Annotated in this window: 13 protein-coding genes; 11 read left to right on the top strand and 2 right to left on the bottom strand. The window is 68.4% G+C overall.

The features are described 5' to 3' along the window. Window positions 1-14: 14 nt before the first annotated feature. From nrdR to F2P44_RS36445, 11 genes are all read left to right on the top strand, one after another. Complete coding sequence (gene nrdR, locus F2P44_RS27055) at window positions 15-482, top strand: transcriptional regulator NrdR (protein WP_167091421.1); 468 nt, start codon at window positions 15-17, stop codon at window positions 480-482. A 160-nt stretch (window positions 483-642) separates the two neighbouring features. Further along, the gene (pilV, locus tag F2P44_RS27050) at window positions 643-1,224 is read left to right on the top strand and encodes a type IV pilus modification protein PilV (protein ID WP_167091419.1); all 582 of its coding nucleotides are present in this window, start codon (window positions 643-645) and stop codon (window positions 1,222-1,224) included. After that, the gene (locus F2P44_RS27045; RefSeq protein ID WP_167091416.1) at window positions 1,221-2,168 is read left to right on the top strand and encodes a PilW family protein; all 948 of its coding nucleotides are present in this window, start codon (window positions 1,221-1,223) and stop codon (window positions 2,166-2,168) included. The genes pilV and F2P44_RS27045 overlap by 4 nt, the downstream gene beginning before the upstream one ends. 51 nt (window positions 2,169-2,219) lie before the next feature. Continuing rightward, on the top strand, window positions 2,220-2,783 hold the full coding sequence (locus F2P44_RS27040; RefSeq protein WP_167091414.1) for a pilus assembly PilX family protein: 564 nt from the start codon (window positions 2,220-2,222) through the stop codon (window positions 2,781-2,783). Then, a complete protein-coding gene (locus tag F2P44_RS27035) occupies window positions 2,780-6,592 on the top strand; it encodes a pilus assembly protein (protein ID WP_167091411.1) in 3,813 nt (1,270 codons plus the stop codon). The genes F2P44_RS27040 and F2P44_RS27035 overlap by 4 nt, the downstream gene beginning before the upstream one ends. 24 nt (window positions 6,593-6,616) lie before the next feature. Beyond that, window positions 6,617-7,066 (top strand): type IV pilin protein, encoded by a 450-nt coding sequence (locus tag F2P44_RS27030; RefSeq protein ID WP_167091408.1) that lies wholly within the window; start codon window positions 6,617-6,619, stop codon window positions 7,064-7,066. Further along, window positions 7,063-7,632, top strand: a complete 570-nt coding sequence (locus F2P44_RS27025; protein WP_167091406.1) for a GspH/FimT family pseudopilin — start codon at window positions 7,063-7,065, stop codon at window positions 7,630-7,632. The genes F2P44_RS27030 and F2P44_RS27025 overlap by 4 nt, the downstream gene beginning before the upstream one ends. A gap of 251 nt (window positions 7,633-7,883) precedes the next feature. Then, window positions 7,884-8,960, top strand: a complete 1,077-nt coding sequence (gene ribD, locus F2P44_RS27020) for a bifunctional diaminohydroxyphosphoribosylaminopyrimidine deaminase/5-amino-6-(5-phosphoribosylamino)uracil reductase RibD (protein WP_187363441.1) — start codon at window positions 7,884-7,886, stop codon at window positions 8,958-8,960. A 6-nt stretch (window positions 8,961-8,966) separates the two neighbouring features. Continuing rightward, the gene (locus F2P44_RS27015) at window positions 8,967-9,596 is read left to right on the top strand and encodes a riboflavin synthase (RefSeq protein WP_167091402.1); all 630 of its coding nucleotides are present in this window, start codon (window positions 8,967-8,969) and stop codon (window positions 9,594-9,596) included. Between the two features lie 85 nt (window positions 9,597-9,681). After that, the gene (locus tag F2P44_RS27010; RefSeq protein WP_167091400.1) at window positions 9,682-10,155 is read left to right on the top strand and encodes a GNAT family N-acetyltransferase; all 474 of its coding nucleotides are present in this window, start codon (window positions 9,682-9,684) and stop codon (window positions 10,153-10,155) included. A gap of 74 nt (window positions 10,156-10,229) precedes the next feature. Further along, window positions 10,230-12,170: a S9 family peptidase gene (locus F2P44_RS36445; RefSeq protein ID WP_167091398.1), complete on the top strand. Its 1,941-nt coding sequence runs from the start codon at window positions 10,230-10,232 to the stop codon at window positions 12,168-12,170. Window positions 12,171-12,188: 18 nt separating this feature from the next. Here F2P44_RS36445 and F2P44_RS27000 read toward each other — a convergent pair whose 3' ends face one another. Together F2P44_RS27000 and F2P44_RS26995 are read right to left on the bottom strand one after the other, a co-directional pair. After that, window positions 12,189-15,005 carry a M16 family metallopeptidase gene (locus F2P44_RS27000; protein WP_167091396.1) on the bottom strand — a complete coding sequence of 939 codons (2,817 nt, stop codon included), beginning with the start codon at window positions 15,003-15,005 and terminating at the stop codon, window positions 12,189-12,191. A 37-nt stretch (window positions 15,006-15,042) separates the two neighbouring features. After that, complete coding sequence (locus F2P44_RS26995) at window positions 15,043-17,904, bottom strand: two-component system response regulator (RefSeq protein ID WP_229423777.1); 2,862 nt, start codon at window positions 17,902-17,904, stop codon at window positions 15,043-15,045. Window positions 17,905-18,213 lie beyond the last annotated feature (309 nt).

Genomic DNA, 18,213 nt, shown 5'->3' with positions numbered 1-18,213 from the left:
AAGCCCGGCGCCCCATGAAATGTCCTTTCTGTCAGCATGAAGACACGCAAGTGCTCGATACGCGTGTATCCGAGGAGGGCGATTCGATCCGGCGCCGGCGCCGCTGCGTCAAGTGCGACAAGCGCTTCACCACCTATGAGCGGATCGAATTGTCGATGCCGATCATGGTCAAGAAAAACGGCAGCCGCACCGAGTACGCCTCGGGCAAGCTGCGCGGCAGCCTGATGCTGGCGCTGCGCAAGCGGCCGGTGTCGGCCGAAGCGATCGACAGCGCAGTCGCCTCGATCGAGGAAAAACTGCTCACCAGCGGACAGCGCGAGGTCGATACCGGCCACGTGGGCGAGCTGGTCATGCAGGAACTGAAACGCCTCGACAAGATCGCCTACATCCGCTTCGCGTCCGTGTATAAAAACTTCGAAGACCTGGCCGAGTTCCAGGAAGCCATTGCCGAAGTAGGCCACGAGCGCAAACCACGCAAATAGTTCGGCTCACACGCTTGAGGCAGGCCATGCGCGTTTGCACCCACCGCTGTTAACGTAGCTCCCAAGCGATCCAGATCACCCGTCCACGCAACCGTGCAGCCCTGCCTGCCGGGCCGCGGCGTCATGACCGGACGTGTCTGTTCAACGTTGCGGGGGAGTCATGCGCTTACTGCGAAAACCTGTCGCCGGCGGATTCACGCTGACCGAAGTGCTGGTGGCGGTACTGCTGCTCGCCGTCGGCATCCTGGGCGCGCTCGGCCTCCAGGTCGCGGCGCTGCGTACGCGCCAGGGAATCAGTCTCATGTCGCGCGGGGTGCAACTGGCCACCAGCCTGGCCGAACGCATGCAGGCCAATGCCGGCCAGATGCGGCGCGACGATCTCGGCAACCCCTACCTGCAACTGCGCTACGATGCGGCGGACGGCACGCCGCCGCCCGCGCCCGCCGGCTGCTACGGCGCGGGCTCGTGCAGCAGCGCCCAGCTGGCCCAGTTCGACATCGCCGACACGGTGGCCGCGCTGCACGCGGGTTTCCCCGGTGGCCGCATCGCGGTCTGCCGCGACGCCACCGTGTGGGATGACGGGCGCCGGGCATTGGCCTGGGAGTGCGCCAGCGCGGCCGGCGCGCCCGTGGTGATCAAGCTCGGCTGGCGCGCCAGGCGGGCCGACGGCGCCGCCGATGCCGCCCCCGGCGCACCATCGGCGCCTGCCGTGGCGCTGATGCTCGGCACGGGTGCGCCATGAGCGCACATGCGGCCTTGCGGCGCGGATGGCGCCAGGCCGGCCTGACCCTGGTGGAATTGCTGGTCGCGCTGCTGCTCGGCCTGCTTGTTTCACTGGCTGCGGCTTCCGTGCTGGTGTCGGCCCAGACCGGCTACGCCGCCCAGGACGACCTGGCGCGGGTGGACGACGCCGGCCGCTTTGCGCTGGACGCCATCGAACGCGCGGCGCGCCAGGGCGCTTTTGTCGACCTCGACCGTGAAGACGCGCCGCCGTCGCCGGCCAGCGCCGCCGCCCGCATCGGCGGACTGGACGACCATGGGCTTGGCGGCGGGGCCGGCATCGCCGGTGCGCGCCCGGGCGGCATCAACGGCAGCGACGTGCTGGCGCTGCGTTTCGACGGCGTGGGCGAGGGCGCCGAGGGCGATGCCAGCATGCTCAGTTGCGCCGGCTTCGGCGTGGGTGCCGGCAGCGAAGGCTGGAGCATTTTCTACGTCGCGCCGGCGGCGGGCGGCGCGGCTGAACTGCGCTGCAAATACCGGGGGCAGAACAACTGGCGCAGCGATGCGCTGGTGGCGGGCGTCGACACGTTCCAGGTGCTGTACGGCCTCGACACCGACGCGCCGGCCGATGGCTTGCCCAACCAGTATCTCAGCGCCGGCGCCGTCAACGCGCTCGACGCCGCCCTGGCGCTCGATGGCGCCAGTCCGGCCGAGCGCGAGCAAGACTTGCGCCGTAAAACCCACTGGAAGCGGGTGGCCAGCATCAAGGTGGCGCTGCTGCTGCACGGTGCCCGGCGCGGCGCGCCCGAGCGCGAGCCCCAGGCGTTCGACCTGTTCGGTGCCGGCTACGGCGGCGCGGCCGATCCCGGTACCCGGCCCGATGAAGCGCGCATGCCGCCTGCGTTGCGCTGGCGCGAACGGCGCAGCTTCGCCACCACCATCGTGCTGCGCAATGCGGCCCTGTGAGACACCATGCCCCGCGCTCCCTGTCCTTGCGCCCGCCATGGTGGCGCCGTCATGCTGACGGCCCTGTTCGTGCTGCTGGCGCTGATGATCATCGGCGTGTCCGCCGCCCGCAGCGCGCTCGACGGCGAAAAATCCGCCCGCCACGAACGCGACCGGCACATCGCCTTCCAGGCAGCCGAGTCGGCGCTGGCCGATGCCGAGTACGATATCGAAGGCGGCAGCGATCCCCTGTCGGCGCGCGCGGCGCTGTTTGCCCGCGGCAGCGCGCTCGGCTTCGTTGACGGCTGCGGGGCCGAAGCCGAGGTCAACGCCGGCCTGTGCCGGCACGTGCCCGGGCAGCCGGCGTGGCAAAACGTCGATCTGTCGGGCAATGACGGGCCGCTGCCGGGCGGGGTCGGATACGGCCGCTTCACGGGCGCGCAGCTGCCGTCGGGCAAAGGCACGCTGCCGCTGAAATTGCCGCGCTACCTGATCGAACTGTTGCCGCACACCCAGGCCGGCGCCGATGCCGCCCGTCCGCCGGCCAACTTCTACCGCATCACTGCCGTCGGCTTCGGCGCGCTCGACGCCACCCGGGTAGTGCTGCAATCGTTCTATCTCAAGGATGCGCCATGAGGCCGCTGCCTGCCTGCCGTCGCCATCTGCTGGCACTCGTGCTCGTCTGCGGCGCCTGCCTGGCATCGGCCGCGCCGCCGCTGGTGCTGCCCGACGGCGTGCTCGGCGCGCCCGGCCGCTTGCCGCCCAACCTGCTGCTCAACCTGTCGCTCACGTTCGAGGATGCCGGCGCGGCTTACCGTGGCGAGTATGCGGAAGGGCTAGCCTATCCTGGCTACTTCAACCCGCGCCTGTGCTACCTGTACCCGACCAGGGCGCACTCGCGTTCGGTGCGCGAACCCGACCTGGACGAGCGCCAGGGGTATTTTTCGCCCATGGGGCCGGCCGATGCGCAGCACGGCTGCGGCGGCGCCGGGTTCAGCGGCAATCTGCTCAACTGGGCCACGGCATCCACCCTCGACCTCGTGCGGCTGGGCCTGACTGGCGGCGACCGCGTCATCGACGAGCCCGGCATCACCGTGCTGCAGCGCGCGTGGCTGCCCGATGGCGCGGTGCACGCAGATTTCTATGCCCATCCGCGACACTTTCCGCGCAAGAAGCTGGCAGCGGCGCACAGTGCGGCGCTGACCCCGTTCGGCAATGCCGACTTGTACATCGTGTCGTGCCGCAACCGGGTGCTGTTCAGCGGCACCAGCAAAGGCAGCAAGTGCGACGCACCCCGTTACGGCGCCGGAGGCGTGCGGCTGGTGTCCGACAAGTTCCATGGCGAATTTCTGGCGCGCGTACGCGTCTGCGGCGCCGACGACAGCGCCAGCCGGCCCGGCTTGTGCCGTCCATACGGGGCCGCCTTCAAGCCGGAAGGGGCGCTGCAGCGGCATGCGGGGGCGGCGCGCATCGGCCTGATGGCGTACCCGGCCGCCGCGCGCGAGAAGGAGAGGGCGCCCGATGGCGGCGTCTTGCGCGCGCCGCTCAAGTTCATCGGCGAGACCGCCTTCGACGCGCCGCGCTACGAAGCGCAGGCCAACCAGCGCGCCGAATGGAGTGCCTTGACGGGCGTGCTGGTACCCAATCCCGACCGGGGCAGCGGCGCGGCCAGCGGCACGATCATGTCCGTCAACCTGGCGGGCAGGAGCCAGCCTGCCACTGCCGGCAGCTACGCCGCCAGCGATCCCGGGGCAGAACTGTATGACGAAGCCCTGCGCTATTTGCAGGGGCGCGAACCGGGCACTGCCGCCGCGCCCGGCGATGGCTTGCCGGCATGGTCGAGCCGGGCCGATCCGGTCGGCGCCGCCTGCCAGCGCAATGTGATCGCCACCATCGGCCACGCCGCCTTCATCGACGACCGCCATGTGCCCGGCAACACCCGGACTGACGGCAACGATGCCGCGCGCGCCGCCGACACCTTCGGGCCGGTTCGCTTCGACGTCATGCAGGCCACCCGCCGCGTGGGCGACATGGAAGCCGACCGCAGCGGCGCTTTCGGCAATGGCACGCCCAGGCCGGACTTGAGCGGGCTCGACCTGCGCAACGACGGCCCCGACGGCGCGGGCAGCCTGTATCTGGCAGGCGCGGCCTACTGGGCGCACACCAACCCGATCCGGCGCGACAAGCCGGTCACGGTCAGCAGCATCGCGCTAGAACTCGGCGCTGCATCGGGCAAGGCGGCGGGCAAGGACGCCAGCGCGCTTTACCTGGCCGCCAAATACGGCGCCTTCAACGACCGCAACGACGATGGCAATCCCTTCATCACCAGCGGCGAGCGGCACGACAATACCGAATGGAGCGCCGACGGCAGCAGTCCGGCGGGCTTTTTTGCCGCCAGGGACGCGCAGGCGATCGGTCCCGCCATCGACGCCCTGTTCGCCGCTGCCGGCGCAAGTGGCGGCGCGACGCCAGGCGCCGCCGTCGCCAGCCCGGTAAGCAAGGGACGCAGCTACATCCTCCAGGCCAGCCATGATCTGGCGACCGGTAGCGGCAGCCTGCAACGCCACGCGCTAGCCATCGGCAAGGGCGGCGAGCCGGCCATCGCGCCGGCCCCGGACTGGGACGCATCCGACCTGCTGGGCGGGAATGCCGGCGCGGTTCCGCCGCTGCCGCCCTTGAACCCGGCGGCGCGCAAGATCTACACGCTGGACTACCGGCCGGACAAGACGGTCACGATTCCTTTTGAATGGCCCAGCCTTCCGCAGGAATCGCGCACGCTGCTCGACGTTCCCCTTGCCGGTGGCGCGGCGGACGGACTGGGCGAAGCGCGCACCGCCTTCCTGCGCGGCGAACGCGGCAGGGAAGCAGGGCGCCCGGGCGGCGTGTTCCGTCGCCGCGCGGGCGTGCTCGGCGACATCGTTCACAGCGTGCCCTTGCTGGTCGGCCCGCCGCCGGCATCGCGTTCCGACCCGGCGTATGCCGATTTCCACCGGCGCCACCAGGCGCGGCGCAGCGTGGCCTACGTCGGTGCCAACGACGGCATGCTGCACGCCTTCGACGCGGCCAGCGGCGCCGAACTGTTCGCCTACGTGCCCAATGCGCTATTGCCGGCGCTGCCGCTGCTCGCCAGTCCGGGCTACCGCCACCGGCCTTATGTCGACGCCAGCGCCGGTAGCGGCGAAGCGCTGGTGGACGGGCGCTGGCGTACCATTCTCGCGTCCGGCATGGGCATGGGCGCGCGCGGTGTGTTTGCGCTCGATATCTCCGACCCGTCCGCCTTCCAGGCCGGCCTGGGCGCGCTGTGGGAGTTTACCGAGCGCGACGACCCGGCCATGGGCCACGTGGCCGCGCCGCCGCTGGTCGCGCGCTTTCGCACCGCCGTCAGGGAGGGCGTGCCCCAGTACCGCGACTTTGTCGTCGTGGCCAGCGGCGTCAACAACGGCAGCGCCGATGGCGACGGTGCGCTGTTCCTGCTCGCGCCCGACAAGCCGGCCTCGCAGCGCTGGCGGCGCGGCGTCAATTACTACCGCTTCGACGCCCCGGCGTCCGACCCGGCACTGGCCAACGCGCTGTCGCCCCCGGCGCTGGCCATGGCGGGCGACGCCAGTGTGCGCCACGCCTACGCTGGCGACTTGCAGGGGCGGCTGTGGCGTGTCGATTTCAGCGGGCCGGCGCCATGGGGCTCGGCCGTCTCGCCCCTGTTCGACGCGCGCGACGCGGGTGGCCGGCGCCAGCCCATCGCGCACGCGCCCCGCGTTGTGTTCGCTCCCGGCGGCGGCTACCTGGTCCTGTTCGGCACCGGCAAATTCCTCGAACTGGCCGATACCCAGCGCAGCAGTTTCCTGCCGCAATCGTTTTACGCCGTGCACGATGTTGCTGGCAAGCCGTCTCCGCCGCTGTCGCGCGCCCGGCTTGTGCCGCGCACCCTGACCGGCACGGCGCGCTACGCGGTCACGGGCGCGCATGCCGAGCTGGGCGGGCCGGCCGCTGCCCTGGGCTGGTTTTTCGATTTCCCCCAGACCGCGCTGGACGGCGAACGGGTCGCCGGCAGCCCGCTGTCCAGGGCTGGAACGCTGATCGTCGACACCTTGCTGCCCGGCGCCGACCTGTGCACCGCGCCAGCGTCGCGCAGCTATGTGATCGACGCGCTGAGCGGCTTCGCCATCGGCGCCGACGGCCTGGCCCGCTCCGGGGAAAGCACGGGCGAGCGCTACACCGCCCTGGCCGGCGTGGCGCCGATGATGATTGTAATGAGCGCCAGCACGGGCGTGCGCACGGCCACCGGACGCGCCGAGGCGGCCCACACCTACGCCATCGTGCGTGCGCAGGAAGGCGGCAAGGCTGCGCCGGCGCAGCAGGTCGTCGTCCGGTTCCCGTCGCGCCGCCTGGGCTGGCGCGAAATACCCAACTGGCAAGACCTGCACGACGCGAGCAAGAAAAAATAATCACTTGAGCGAAGGGAGTCGGCTATGAAACGCAGTCAAGGCTTTACCCTGATCGAAACGATGATCGTGATGACGATCGTCGTCGTACTGGCCGCGCTGGCCTATCCCGGCTACCAGGACTTCATCATCAAGGCGCGCCGCGCCGAAGCCCAGGCGGTCCTGCTGGAACTGATGCAAAAGCAGGAGCGCTATTTCACCCAGCACAACCGCTACCTGGCGTTCTCGGCCGACGCCGGCAACCCGGAGCAGGGATACTTCAAGTGGTGGTCCGGCGGCAGCGCCAAGTCCAGCGCCTACGAGTTGCGCGGGCACGCCTGCGAGGGACAGCCGATTACGCGCTGCATCATCATCGAAGCCATTCCCGGCACCGACCGGGTCGACTCCACCTTCCGCGATGGCGATTGCAAAACCTTGACGCTCAGCAGCATGGGCGAACACACGGCCAGCGGCAGCGCCGCTGGCTGCTGGCCATGAACCATGCCCGGGCGGGCCGCGTGCCTGCCTTCTCGCTGGTCGAGCTGATGACGGTGCTGTGCATCGCCGCCATCGTGCTCGCCGTCGTCATGCCGGACATGCGCGCGCTGCTGCGCCACTACCGGCTCAACGCGGCGGTGAACGACCTCGCCGGCGCCATCGGCCTGACCCGCACGCAAGCCATGGCGCGCGGCCAGCGCGTCATGCTGGCGCCGGCCGATCCTGGCGGCGCCGACTGGAGCCTGGGCTGGGTAACATTTGTCGACCGCGACGCCGACCGCCGTCCCGGCGCCGCCGACGAACTGATTTCCATGCACGGCCCGGTCGGTAACGGCATCGTGGTCAGCGCCGTGTTCAGCAGCCAGAAATTGCCTGACTACCTGGCCTACAACCCTGCCGGACGCAGTTGCAGCGCGGCCAGCAGCGCCGCCGCGCGCTGGGGAACGCTCTCGCTGTTCCAGGACGGGCAGACGCGCCGCATCAAGATCAATATGCTCGGCCGCGCCCGCGTGTGCGACCCCGCGCGCGATGGCGCCGACTGCGCCGGCGAAGAGGAGGGGCCTTAGCCAGTTCCGGTCGGCCAGCGTTGCCACCAGTGCGCCCAGCGTTGCCACCAGTGCGCCCAGCGTTGCCACCAGTGCACCCGGCGTTGCCACCAGTGCGCCCAGCGTTGCCACCAGTGCACCCGGCGTTGCCGCCGGTGCACCCAGCGTTGCCGCCAGTGCACCCGGCGGGCGGGAATGCCTGTCTTGGCGTAAAATCTCGGTCAGCCATTTACGCTGGGATATCCGTGCAACTACTTACCGATTCTGCCGCCATGACACTGGCCCTCGACTGGGCTGCCAAAGGGCTGTACACGACCTCGCCCAATCCGAGGGTCGGCTGCGTCATCGTGCGCGACGGCGTGGTGATCGGCGCCGGGCACACGCAACCGGCAGGCCAGGCCCACGCCGAAATCGAGGCCCTGCGCGACGCCGAGGCCCGTGACCACGACGTGCGCGGCGCCACCGCTTACGTCACCCTGGAACCGTGCAACCATTACGGGCGCACCCCGCCATGCTCCGACGCCCTGGTGCGGGCCGGCCTGGGCCGCGTGGTCGCCGCCATGGTCGACCCCAATCCCCTGGTCGCGGGCCAGGGGCTGGCCAAGCTGGCTGCCGCCGGTATCGCCGTCAGTGCCGGCTTGCATGAGGCCGAAGCGCGCGAACTCAATGTCGGCTTCCTGTCGCGCATGCAGCGCGGCGTTCCCTGGGTCCGCCTCAAGACCGCCGCCAGCCTCGACGGCATGACCGCCCTGCACAATGGCGCCAGCCAATGGATTACCGGACCCGAGGCGCGTGCCGACGGCCACGCCTGGCGCGCGCGCGCCTGCGCCATTCTCACCGGCATCGGCACCGTCAAGGCCGACGACCCGCAACTGACCGTGCGCGGCGTCGATACACCGCGCCAGCCGCGCCGCATCATCGTCGATAGCCGGCTCGAGATCGATCCCGCCGCCCGCGTGCTGGCCGGCGCCCCCTGCTGGATCGTGGCCGCCGTGCCCGATCCCGCCCGGGAAGCCGTGCTGCGCGCCGCCGGCCACGACGTCATCCTGCTGCCCAACGAAGCCGGCAAGGTCGACCTGCCGCCCCTGATGCGCGAACTGGGCCGGCGCGACATCAACGAACTGCACGTCGAAGCCGGCGCCAAGCTGGGCGGATCGATGATCCGCGAGGGCTGCGTCGACGAATTGCTCGTCTACCTGGCGCCGAGCCTGCTCGGCGAAGCCCAGGGCATGTTCGCGCTGCCCGCCTTGAGCAGCCTCGACCAGCAACAACGCCTGCGCTTTCATAACGTTCACCCGCTGGGCGAGGATCTGCGCATCCTCGCCCGCTTTACCCACACCAAGGAATAGACCAGCATGTTTACAGGAATCGTCGCCGCCGTCGGCAAGATCAGCTCCGTCCAGGCACTCGAAGGCGGCCTTGAGGCGGGCGTCCGGCTCGACATCGATGCCGGCGGCCTGCCGCTGGCCGATGTCGCCCTGGGCGACTCGATCGCCATCAACGGCGCTTGCATGACCGTGGTCGCCAAGACAGATGCCGCCTTCAGCGTCGACGTCTCGCGCGAAAGCCTCAACTGCACGGTCGGCCTCGACGCGCCCGGCGAAGTCAACCTCGAAAAAGCGCTGACCCTGGCCGAGCGCCTGGGCGGCCACCTGGTGTCGGGCCACGTCGACGGACTGGGGCAGGTACACCGCTTCGAGGCCGTGGGCGAATCGTGGGAACTGGTCATCGACGCCCCGCACGACCTGGCCAAATTCCTCGCCTTCAAGGGCTCGGTCGTCATCAACGGCGTCTCGCTCACGGTCAACCGGGTGGAAGACCTGGATGCCGCATCGGGCAAGCTGTGCCGTTTCTCGATCAACCTGATTCCGCACACGATTTCCGCCACTACGCTCAAGCATTTGCGTGCAGGCAGCAAGGTCAACCTGGAAATCGACCTGATCGCCCGCTACGTCGAGCGCATGCTGTCGGTCGGCAAGGCCTGACCGGCCTCACTCCCGGCGGCCGGCCCACGCGGCCGCGCCGCTTCCGCTTCGTTCAACCGCGCTCCAGCGCAACCAAAAGCCGCCGATGACAATTACCCTGCGAGCTGTAACTGAAGACAATTTCGATGCCATCATCGAGCTGCCCTTGCTCCCGCAGCAGCAAGACTACCTCGCCAGCAACGCCTATTCGATCGCGCAAGCAAGCTTCTACCGCGACAGCTTCTTCACGCGCGCCATCTATCTCGACGACAAGCCGATCGGATTCCTGATGTACGTGTCGCTGGCGGACGATGGCCAGCCGGGCGCATACGCGATCTACCGCTTCATGGTCGACAGCGGCGAACAGGGCAAAGGCTACGGACGGCGCGCCATTGGCCTGGTGCTCGACGAAATCCGCAGCCGTCCGGATGCGACAGTGATCCAGATTTGCTACTGGCCGACCAATCCGACGGCAAAGAACTTCTACGCCAGCCTGGGTTTCGTCGAAACCGGGCTGGACGAGGAGGGCGAAATGTATGCCGAAATCCGCCTCGACGGCGCCGCCCCGCCCGCCGTGTAAGTCCAGCCGCTGTCAGGTCTGGCATGCGGGCACGGTGCCAGTCGATCCAGTCGTTCACACACAAAAGCACGCCCATGGCACACCTGCACACAGTCCTGTTCTCCGCCATGCTGGCCAGCGCTCCCGCCCTGGCCGCCGAACCTGCCGCCCTGCGCGACTATCGCGGCCTGGCCATCAGCGCTGACGGCAAGCGCATCGCCGCCCTCGAATCGCTCGACCCGGGCGGCCTGCCGCTGCGCCCGCACGCCATCGTGGTCGTGCGCGACGCCGCCAGCGGCGCCATCCTGGCCCAGTACGACCCCTGCGCCACTTGCACCTACGACCATCCCGCCTGGTCGCCCGACCGCCAATCGCTGGCCTTCATCAGCGCCGACGCCAGGGCCGGCAGCGCCACCGTCTACGTCGCCGGCGCCGCGGGCGCCATGCCGGTCGCCTCGCTCAAGGGCGTGGCCAGCAGCGTGCGCTGGTCGCCGGACGGCAAACTGCTTTCGCTGCTGGCCACCCCGGGCGCGAAAAAGCTCGCCGGTGCGGTCGAAGCGGGTGCGCGCCAGATCGGCGAAATCGGCACGCAGGACGACGCCCAGCGCCTCGCCCTTGTTGCCGCGCACGGCGGCGAACTGGCCATGCTCTCTCCGTCCGACAGCTACATTTACGAATACGACTGGACCCCGGACGGCAAAGGCTTCGCCGTCACCAGCGCCAAGGGCAACGGCGACAACAACTGGTGGGTTGCCACCTTGGGTCACGTGGACGCCGCCAGCGGCGCACTGCGCGTGCTGGCCGCCCCCAGGATGCAAATGACGATCCCGCGCGTCTCGCCCGACGGGCGCAGCGTGGCTTTCATCGGAGGCCTCATGAGCGACTTCGGCGCGGTCGGCGGCGACGTCTATACCGTGCCGCTGACGGGCGGCGAGCCGCACAACGTCACCCCGCGCTTCGCCGGCTCCTTCAACGGGCTGGCCTGGCAGGGCAGGCAGCTGCTCGCCTCGGCGCTGGTCGGCAGCGCGCACGCGGTGCTGGGCATCGACCCGGCCAAACGCAGCACGCGCACCCTGTGGTCGGGCGCCGTCGGCGCGGCCGGCGCGCGCCAGGGACGCTTCGTCTTCAGCGCCGATGGCGCCATCGCCGCCTCCGTGCATGAAGACTTCACACGCGCGCCGCGCATCGTCGCCGGACGCCTGCCGCAGCTGGCCGCCATCACGCGCGACAACGACGCCTTCGCGCCACAGGTGCGCGCCACCAGCGTCGAATGGAGCAACGAGGGCTTCAACATGCAGGGCTGGCTGCTCGCGCCGCTGGCGACCGAGCCGGGTAAAAAATATCCGATGGTGGTGCAGGTGCATGGCGGACCCGCATCGGCCGCCTCGCCGCGCTTCGTCTCCGACGGCGAACAAGCCAACCCGTTGCTGCGCGACCTGGCGCGCAAGGGCTACTACGTGTTCCTGCCCAATCCGCGCGGCAGCTTTGGCCAGGGCATGGCCTTCAGCAGCGCCAACAAGCGCGATTTCGGCGGCGGCGACTGGCGCGACATCCTGGCCGGCGTCGACGCCGTGCTGAAGCTGGCGCCGGTGGACGCCGGCCGCCTTGGCTTGATGGGACACTCCTACGGCGGCTTCATGACCATGTGGGGCGTCACCCACAGCGACCGCTTCAAGGCTGCGGTGGCCGGCGCCGGCATCGCCAACTGGATCAGCTACTACGGCCAGAACGGTATCGACCAGTGGATGATTCCCTTCTTCGGCGCCTCGGCCTACGACGACCCGGCCGCGTACCGGGCCGCCTCGCCGATCGAATCGATCAAGGCCGCCAAAACCCCCACCTTGCTGTACGTGGGCGAGCGCGACGTCGAAACGCCGGCGGTGCAATCGATGGAGTTCTGGCACGGCTTGCGCGCCATGGGCACGCCGACCGCGCTGGTGATCTACGATGGCGAAGGCCACGCGATCCGCAAGCCCGCCCACCAGCGCGACCAGCGCGCCCGCACGGTGGCGTGGTTCGAGCGCTATCTCAAGTAAGGAGCTGCGCCCGGCGCATCATTTTTCCGGATACAGCACCAGCTGCACGTAATTGTTCATGTCGAAGTAGCGCCGCGCGGCCTGCTTCAACTGTTCCGGCGTGATCGCCTCCACCTTGGTCGGATACGCCAGGATCTCGTGCGGATCGCTGCCCTGCAGCTCGGCCGTTTGCAGGCGGTTGATCCAGTAACCATTCTCGCGCAGCGATTTCTGGTGGTTTTGCAGCCAGTTCTGCTTGACCTTGTTCAAGTCCGCCAGGTCCGGCCCTTGCTCCTTCATGCGCGCAATCTCGGCCATCGCGGCGGCGATCACCTTGTCCACATTGGCCGGCCCGGTCGGCAGCGCGGCCGTGATCAGGTAATTCTCGTACGGGTATTTGCTCAAGCTGCCGCTCATGCCGCCGCCGTAAATCAGGGCCAGCTTCTCGCGCAGGATGTCGGTGATGCGGATGTTGATCACTTCCAGCATCGCCTGGAAGCGCATCGCTTCGTCGTCCGAGTACGGCGCCTCGCCGCTGAAGTTGAGCGATACGCTGCTCTTCGCTTCCGAGCCGCTGCGCACTTCCTTCTTCACCACCCCGCGCACCGGACGCACGCCGGCATCCTTGTAGCCGATCTCGATATCGCCCACCGGCAGTGCGCCCAGGTAAGTGGCCAGCAGCGGCTTGACCTTGGCCATGTCGAAACTGCCCACGAAAATGAAGGTCATGTCCTTGGCGCTGAAAAAGCGCGCGCGGTAGACCGCCAGCGCGCGCTCCAGATCGAGCTTGTCGAAGTCGCCCGGGCGCGCCGTGCGGCCCACGCGCGGATTGTCCTGGTACAGGGTGCTCACCAGCGTGTCGCGAAACACCGACTCCGGCTGCGCCATCGCATTGCGCGCCGCTTCCACCTGCTTGCCGATGAAGGACTTGTACAGGCCCTCGTCGCGCCGCACGCCCGTCATGCGCAGATACACCAGTTGCAGCATGGTTTCCATGTCGTCGTTGGCGGTGCTGCCGGTAATGCCGTCCACATGGTTCCCCAGCGTGACGTTGACCGTGGCGGTCTTGCCCGCCAAAACCTTCTGCAGGTCGAGCGGCGAATGGTCTTTCAGCCCCATCGTGCCCACCACCGCATTCGCGTAGCGCGCGTTGATGATGTCGGCCTCGCCGAACTGGGTCTGGCCGCCGAAGCGCGCCGCGCTCATCACCACCTCGTCGTTGCGAAAGTCGGTCGGCTTGAGGATCACTTTCACGCCGTTCGACAACGTCAGTTTGGTCAACCCCAGCGCCTTGTCTTCGCTCTGCGCGACGATGCTGCCACCGGCTGGCGGCTTGTCCATCAGCTCCGTGGCCAGCGTCTTTTGCTCCAGCGCGCTCACCGTCACTTTTTCGGCCGCCGCCACCGCCGCCAGCAGCTGGGCGCTGGTCGGCGCCGGCGAGTCGTCCTTGGCGCTGCCCATGTACACCACCAGCTTGGCCGAGGCGGCCGGAATGGTGGCGCGCGCGTAGCGGTTCATGTCGTCGAGGGTAATCGCCGGCAGCAGCTCGCGCACGTAGGCGTATTCGTTCTCGATGCCGGGGATGCTTTCCTGTTCGAGGAAATTGCGCACGTATTCGCTGACGTAGCTGCCCGAATCGGTCTTGTCACGTTCGTTGTAGGCCAGTTCGTAGTGGCGCATCATGTTCTTGCGCGCGCGCTCGAATTCCTGGGCACTGAAGCCGAACTGGCGCGTGCGCGCGTTTTCCTGCACCAGCGCCTCGATCGCCGGCGTGGCGCCGCCCTTGCCGAGCGAGGCGACGGCATTGAACGAGTTGTAGCGCGGTGTGAGCTTGCCCACCGAGCTGCTGCCGGCCATGAATGGCGGGTCGGCCTGCTGCGCCAGTTCCTGCATGCGCTGGCCCAGCATGCCGGTAAACAGCGCCTCGACCAGCTTTTCGCGGTAGGCTCCGAAGGTGCCCTTGTCGATCGCTTCCTTCACCGGATAGCGGATCAGCAGCGCATTGGCCGTCGCTTCCTTGTCGGTCACGACCAGCGCCTCGGTGTGGGCGCGCGTGGGAATGGCGGCGTAGGTGCGCGCGCGTGCCCTGGCCGGATTTTTCAGCTGTCCGAAATGCCGCTCGATGCGCCGCTGTGCGTCAAGCGGGTCGATGTCGCCCACCACCACCACCGCCATCAGGTCGGGCCGGTACCAGTCCTTGTAGAAGCGCCGGATGGCCTCATGCTTGAAGTGCTTGATGATGCGTTCCTGCCCGATCGGCAGGCGCCTGGCGTACAGCGAGCCGTTGTACAGCTTCGGCATCAGCACCTTGTTCATGCGGTCGTTGGCGCCTTTTCCGAGCCGCAGTTCTTCCAGGATGATGCCGCGCTCCTTGTCGATGTCGGCCGCGTTCATGGTCAAGCCGCCGGCCCAGTCCTGCAACACCAGGAAGCCCTTGTCGATGTTGTCGCGGTTGTCGGTGGGGATGGGCAGGATGTACACTGTTTCGTCGAAGCTGGTGTAGGCATTCAGGTCGGCGCCGAACTTGACCCCGATCGATTGCAGGTACGAGACCAGTTCGTGCTTCTTGAAATTGGTCGAGCCGTTGAAGGCCATGTGTTCGGTGAAGTGGGCCAGGCCTTGCTGGTCTTCGTCTTCCAGGATCGAGCCGGCCTTGACGACCAGCCGCAGTTCGAGTTTTTTCGCCGGCTTGGCGTTGTTCTGGATGTAGTAAGTCAGTCCGTTGGCCAGCTTGCCCACCTTGACCTGCGGCCCTACCGGTATCGCGTCGCCCGGCTTGATCGCGGCCTGGGCGCCGAAGACGCACACCATCAGGAGGGTCGCCGCACAAGCGGATCGAACGAAATACTTGGTCATTAGCGTCTCTGCAATGTTTTCTGGTAGAGCGCGGATTCTACTCCTTTGGCGCGTCGGCTACCGACCCGGGTAGCGACCCGGGTAGCGACGCGGGTAGCGTCAGGCGCGCGTCCGACGCCATCAGCGTCGCCATCGCGTTGGCGGCCAGCGGACGGCTGAACAGGTAGCCCTGGACCTGGTCGCAGCCGATGCGCTGCAAGAACGCCAGCTGCTCGACTGTCTCCACGCCTTCGGCCACCACGGTCAGCGACAGGCCGTGCGCCAGCGCGATGGTGGCCTGGGCGATGGCGGCGCTGCGCGGGTCGCTGATGATATTGCGGACAAAACTCTGGTCGATCTTCAGCTTGTCGAGCATGAAGCGCGACAGGTAGCCGAGCGAGGAATAGCCGGTGCCGAAGTCATCGAGCGAAATCGACACGCCCATGCCGGTCAGCTCGGCCAGCTGGATTTCGGCCGCTTCGCTGTCGCGCATCATGACGCTTTCGGTCAGTTCGATTTCCAGGTACTGCGGCGCCAGGCCGCTCTCGCGCAGCGCCTCGCGCACCACGGACGGCACCGTGCCGGCGGTGAACTGGTGCGCCGAGACGTTGACCGCCACCTTGAGCGGGGGCAGGCCGGCGTCCTGCCAGGCCCTGTTCTGCATGCAGGCTTCGCGGATCACCCAGTTCCCGATCGGCAGGATCAGGCCCGTGTCCTCGGCCAGCGCAATGAAGTCGCCCGGCCCGACCTGGCCCAGTTCCGGGCTGTTCCAGCGCAGCAGCGCTTCCATGCTGCACATGCGGCCGCTGCCCAGCGCCACCTGCGGCTGGTAGTGCAGCGACAGTTCCTTGCGTTCGATGGCGCGCCGCAGGTGCGTTTCCAGCGCCATCCAGCGCAGCGCGTGGGCGTTCATCTCGCCCTTGAAGAAGCGAAAGCCGTTGCGTCCCGCATCCTTCATGTGCGACAGCGCCACGTCGGCCGCTTTCAGCAGCTCGCTCGGGTTGGCGCCGTCGCGCGGGTAGATGCTGATGCCCACGCTGGTGGTGACGATCAGTTCATGGCCGTCGGCCTGGAACGGCAGCGCGATCTCGTCGATCAGGCGCCGTACCGCCACGATGATGGCGTCCGAGTCCAGGCATTCGGTCAGCAGCAGCACGAATTCGTCGCTGCCCAGGTGCGCCAGCGCGTCGGCGGGACCGGCCAGCATGCCGGCGCGGCGTGCCACTTCGCGCAGCAGGGCGTCGCCGGCTTCGTGTCCCAGGCTGTCGTTGATGCGTTGCAGGCGGTCGATATTAAACAGCAGCAGGGCGATCTGGCGGTCGCCGTGGCGCGCCGAGGCGATCGCCTGCTGCATGCGCTCGACCAGCACCGCGCGGTTCGGCAGCAGGGTCAAGGGATCGTGGTTGCTCAGGAAGTCGACCTGGTGGTGCGCAGCCTTGAGCGCGCTGATGTCGCTCGATACCGACACATACGCGTCGACCACGCCGCCGGCCCCGCGCACGGCATTGATGCTGATCCGCTCCGGGTACACCTGGCCATTCTTGCGGCGGTTGGTGATTTCGCCGCGCCACTGGCCGCTGGCGCTCAAGCTGGCCCAGATGGCGCGGTAAAAGGCGCTGTCGTGGCGGCCCGATTGCAGCAGGCTCGGATTGCGCCCTATTACTTCGGCTTCGCTGTAGCCGGTAATGTGCTCGAACGCCGGATTGACCGCGATGATGCAGGCCTGCGCATCGGTCATCATGATGCTCTCTTGCGTGCTCTCCAAAATGCGGGCCGACAGGCGCAAACGCTGTTCGCTGTCGCGCAGGGCGCGGTCGGCCTGCACGCGCGCGGCCGCTTCCAGCTGCAGCTGGGCGGCGTGGCGCTGCACCACTTCGTACAGGCCGAGATTTTCGTAGGCCACCGCCAGCTGGGCGCCGAGGGTCACGCCGATGCGTTCATCTTCGTGGCTGAACGGGGCCGCTCCGCGCGCGCGGGCGCAGTACATCCAGCCGTACAGGTGGTTGCGGTCGCGGATCGCCAGGCCCAGGAAGCCGTCCACCGCCGGATGGCCATCGGGCAGCGCCGCGCCGTCCTGCAGGCGCAGCGCCAGGTGCTGGTACAGCAGGGCGCCGGGCAACTGGCGCGGATCGAGCGCGCGCCCGGCCAGCCGCGCGCTGTCGACCCCGCGCGCGGCCAGGTGGCGCACCCGCTGTTCGCCGCTGTCGAGCAGGCACACGGCCACGCAGGCGCAATCGAGGATGGTGGCCGCCGCTTGCAGGAACACGCCGATCATGGCGTCCGCATTGCGCTCGCCCGTCAGGCGCAAGCTCATGTCTTCCATGGCGCCGAGACGCGCGGCCAGGCTGCGCAAGCCGCTCATGCGCTCCCCCAGCAGGGCGCCCAGGTCGGCGCCCAGGGCCGCATCGGTGGCGCCATGGCGCTGCAAGACGGCGCCCAGCGCCTGGCGCGCCGACACCAGCGCGTCGTCGAGGCTGCTGCCCATGTCCTCGGCCAGGCCTGGCGCGCCGTCATCGGGCGGCGCGGCCGCTTGCCGCACGCCGGCGCCGGCGGCCAGTCCCAGTTCACCGTGTACCGCCGCCAGGATGTCTTCCGGGTCGGCCGGCTTGGCCAGTACCCGCGTCACGCCGCAGCTGCGCGCCAGCGCGGTCGTTTCGCTCACGGCGTAGATGGCCGAATAAAAAATCACGCGGGTGGCGGCCAGTTCCGGGTCGGCGCGCAGCTGCTGCACGAATTCGTAGCCGTCCATGGCCGGCATCAGGATATCGGTGATGATCAGGTCGGGCCGCTCGGCGCGCACCTGGGCCAGCGCGTGCGCGCCGTCGTAGGCTTCGAGCAGGCGGTGGCCGGTGTGGCCGAGCAGGGCGCTCAGGTAGCGCCGGTTCGACGGCCGGTCGTCGACGATCAGGATCGTGGACATGCGCCTGGCTCCGGGTGCCGGGATGGGGCGGGATGAGAGTGAACAGGTGCTGGCATCGAGGGCTCCGGGCATCGCTCCGGCATGCAAAAGCACGGAAGACGAGGCCTGCTGTGATGATAATGCAGGTCGGCGCGCACTCTGCGGATTTGTTTCGCAATACGCGGTAAAACGTGACATTTGCTTATCATTCACGCCATATTGTTGTCTTGCAGCAACAAATCGGAGCATGCCCGGCTTGCGCCGCCGCGCCTGTTCGGAATCTTCCCAAGCTTAGGGCGGTTTAAGTCGGGTAAATCCTTTAAAATAGCG

This window comes from Massilia frigida (assembly GCF_011682175.1).
In the GTDB taxonomy this organism is placed as follows: domain Bacteria; phylum Pseudomonadota; class Gammaproteobacteria; order Burkholderiales; family Burkholderiaceae_D; genus Telluria_A; species Telluria_A frigida.
Note: the sequence above shows the minus strand (reverse complement) of the source record. Positions and strands in the feature narration are given on the sequence as shown.

What these genes read in the sequence shown, in the direction of transcription:
- nrdR (WP_167091421.1), top strand. Translation starts at nt 15, where the DNA reads ATGAAATGTCCTTTCTGTCAGCATGAAGACACGCAAGTGCTCGATACG.
- F2P44_RS27045 (WP_167091416.1), top strand. Translation starts at nt 1,221, where the DNA reads ATGAGCGCACATGCGGCCTTGCGGCGCGGATGGCGCCAGGCCGGCCTG.
- F2P44_RS26995 (WP_229423777.1), bottom strand. Translation starts at nt 17,904, where the DNA reads ATGTCCACGATCCTGATCGTCGACGACCGGCCGTCGAACCGGCGCTAC.
- F2P44_RS27025 (WP_167091406.1), top strand. Translation starts at nt 7,063, where the DNA reads ATGAACCATGCCCGGGCGGGCCGCGTGCCTGCCTTCTCGCTGGTCGAG.
- F2P44_RS27030 (WP_167091408.1), top strand. Translation starts at nt 6,617, where the DNA reads ATGAAACGCAGTCAAGGCTTTACCCTGATCGAAACGATGATCGTGATG.
- F2P44_RS36445 (WP_167091398.1), top strand. Translation starts at nt 10,230, where the DNA reads ATGGCACACCTGCACACAGTCCTGTTCTCCGCCATGCTGGCCAGCGCT.
- F2P44_RS27035 (WP_167091411.1), top strand. Translation starts at nt 2,780, where the DNA reads ATGAGGCCGCTGCCTGCCTGCCGTCGCCATCTGCTGGCACTCGTGCTC.
- F2P44_RS27000 (WP_167091396.1), bottom strand. Translation starts at nt 15,005, where the DNA reads ATGACCAAGTATTTCGTTCGATCCGCTTGTGCGGCGACCCTCCTGATG.
- F2P44_RS27015 (WP_167091402.1), top strand. Translation starts at nt 8,967, where the DNA reads ATGTTTACAGGAATCGTCGCCGCCGTCGGCAAGATCAGCTCCGTCCAG.
- pilV (WP_167091419.1), top strand. Translation starts at nt 643, where the DNA reads ATGCGCTTACTGCGAAAACCTGTCGCCGGCGGATTCACGCTGACCGAA.
- F2P44_RS27010 (WP_167091400.1), top strand. Translation starts at nt 9,682, where the DNA reads ATGACAATTACCCTGCGAGCTGTAACTGAAGACAATTTCGATGCCATC.
- F2P44_RS27040 (WP_167091414.1), top strand. Translation starts at nt 2,220, where the DNA reads ATGCTGACGGCCCTGTTCGTGCTGCTGGCGCTGATGATCATCGGCGTG.
- ribD (WP_187363441.1), top strand. Translation starts at nt 7,884, where the DNA reads ATGACACTGGCCCTCGACTGGGCTGCCAAAGGGCTGTACACGACCTCG.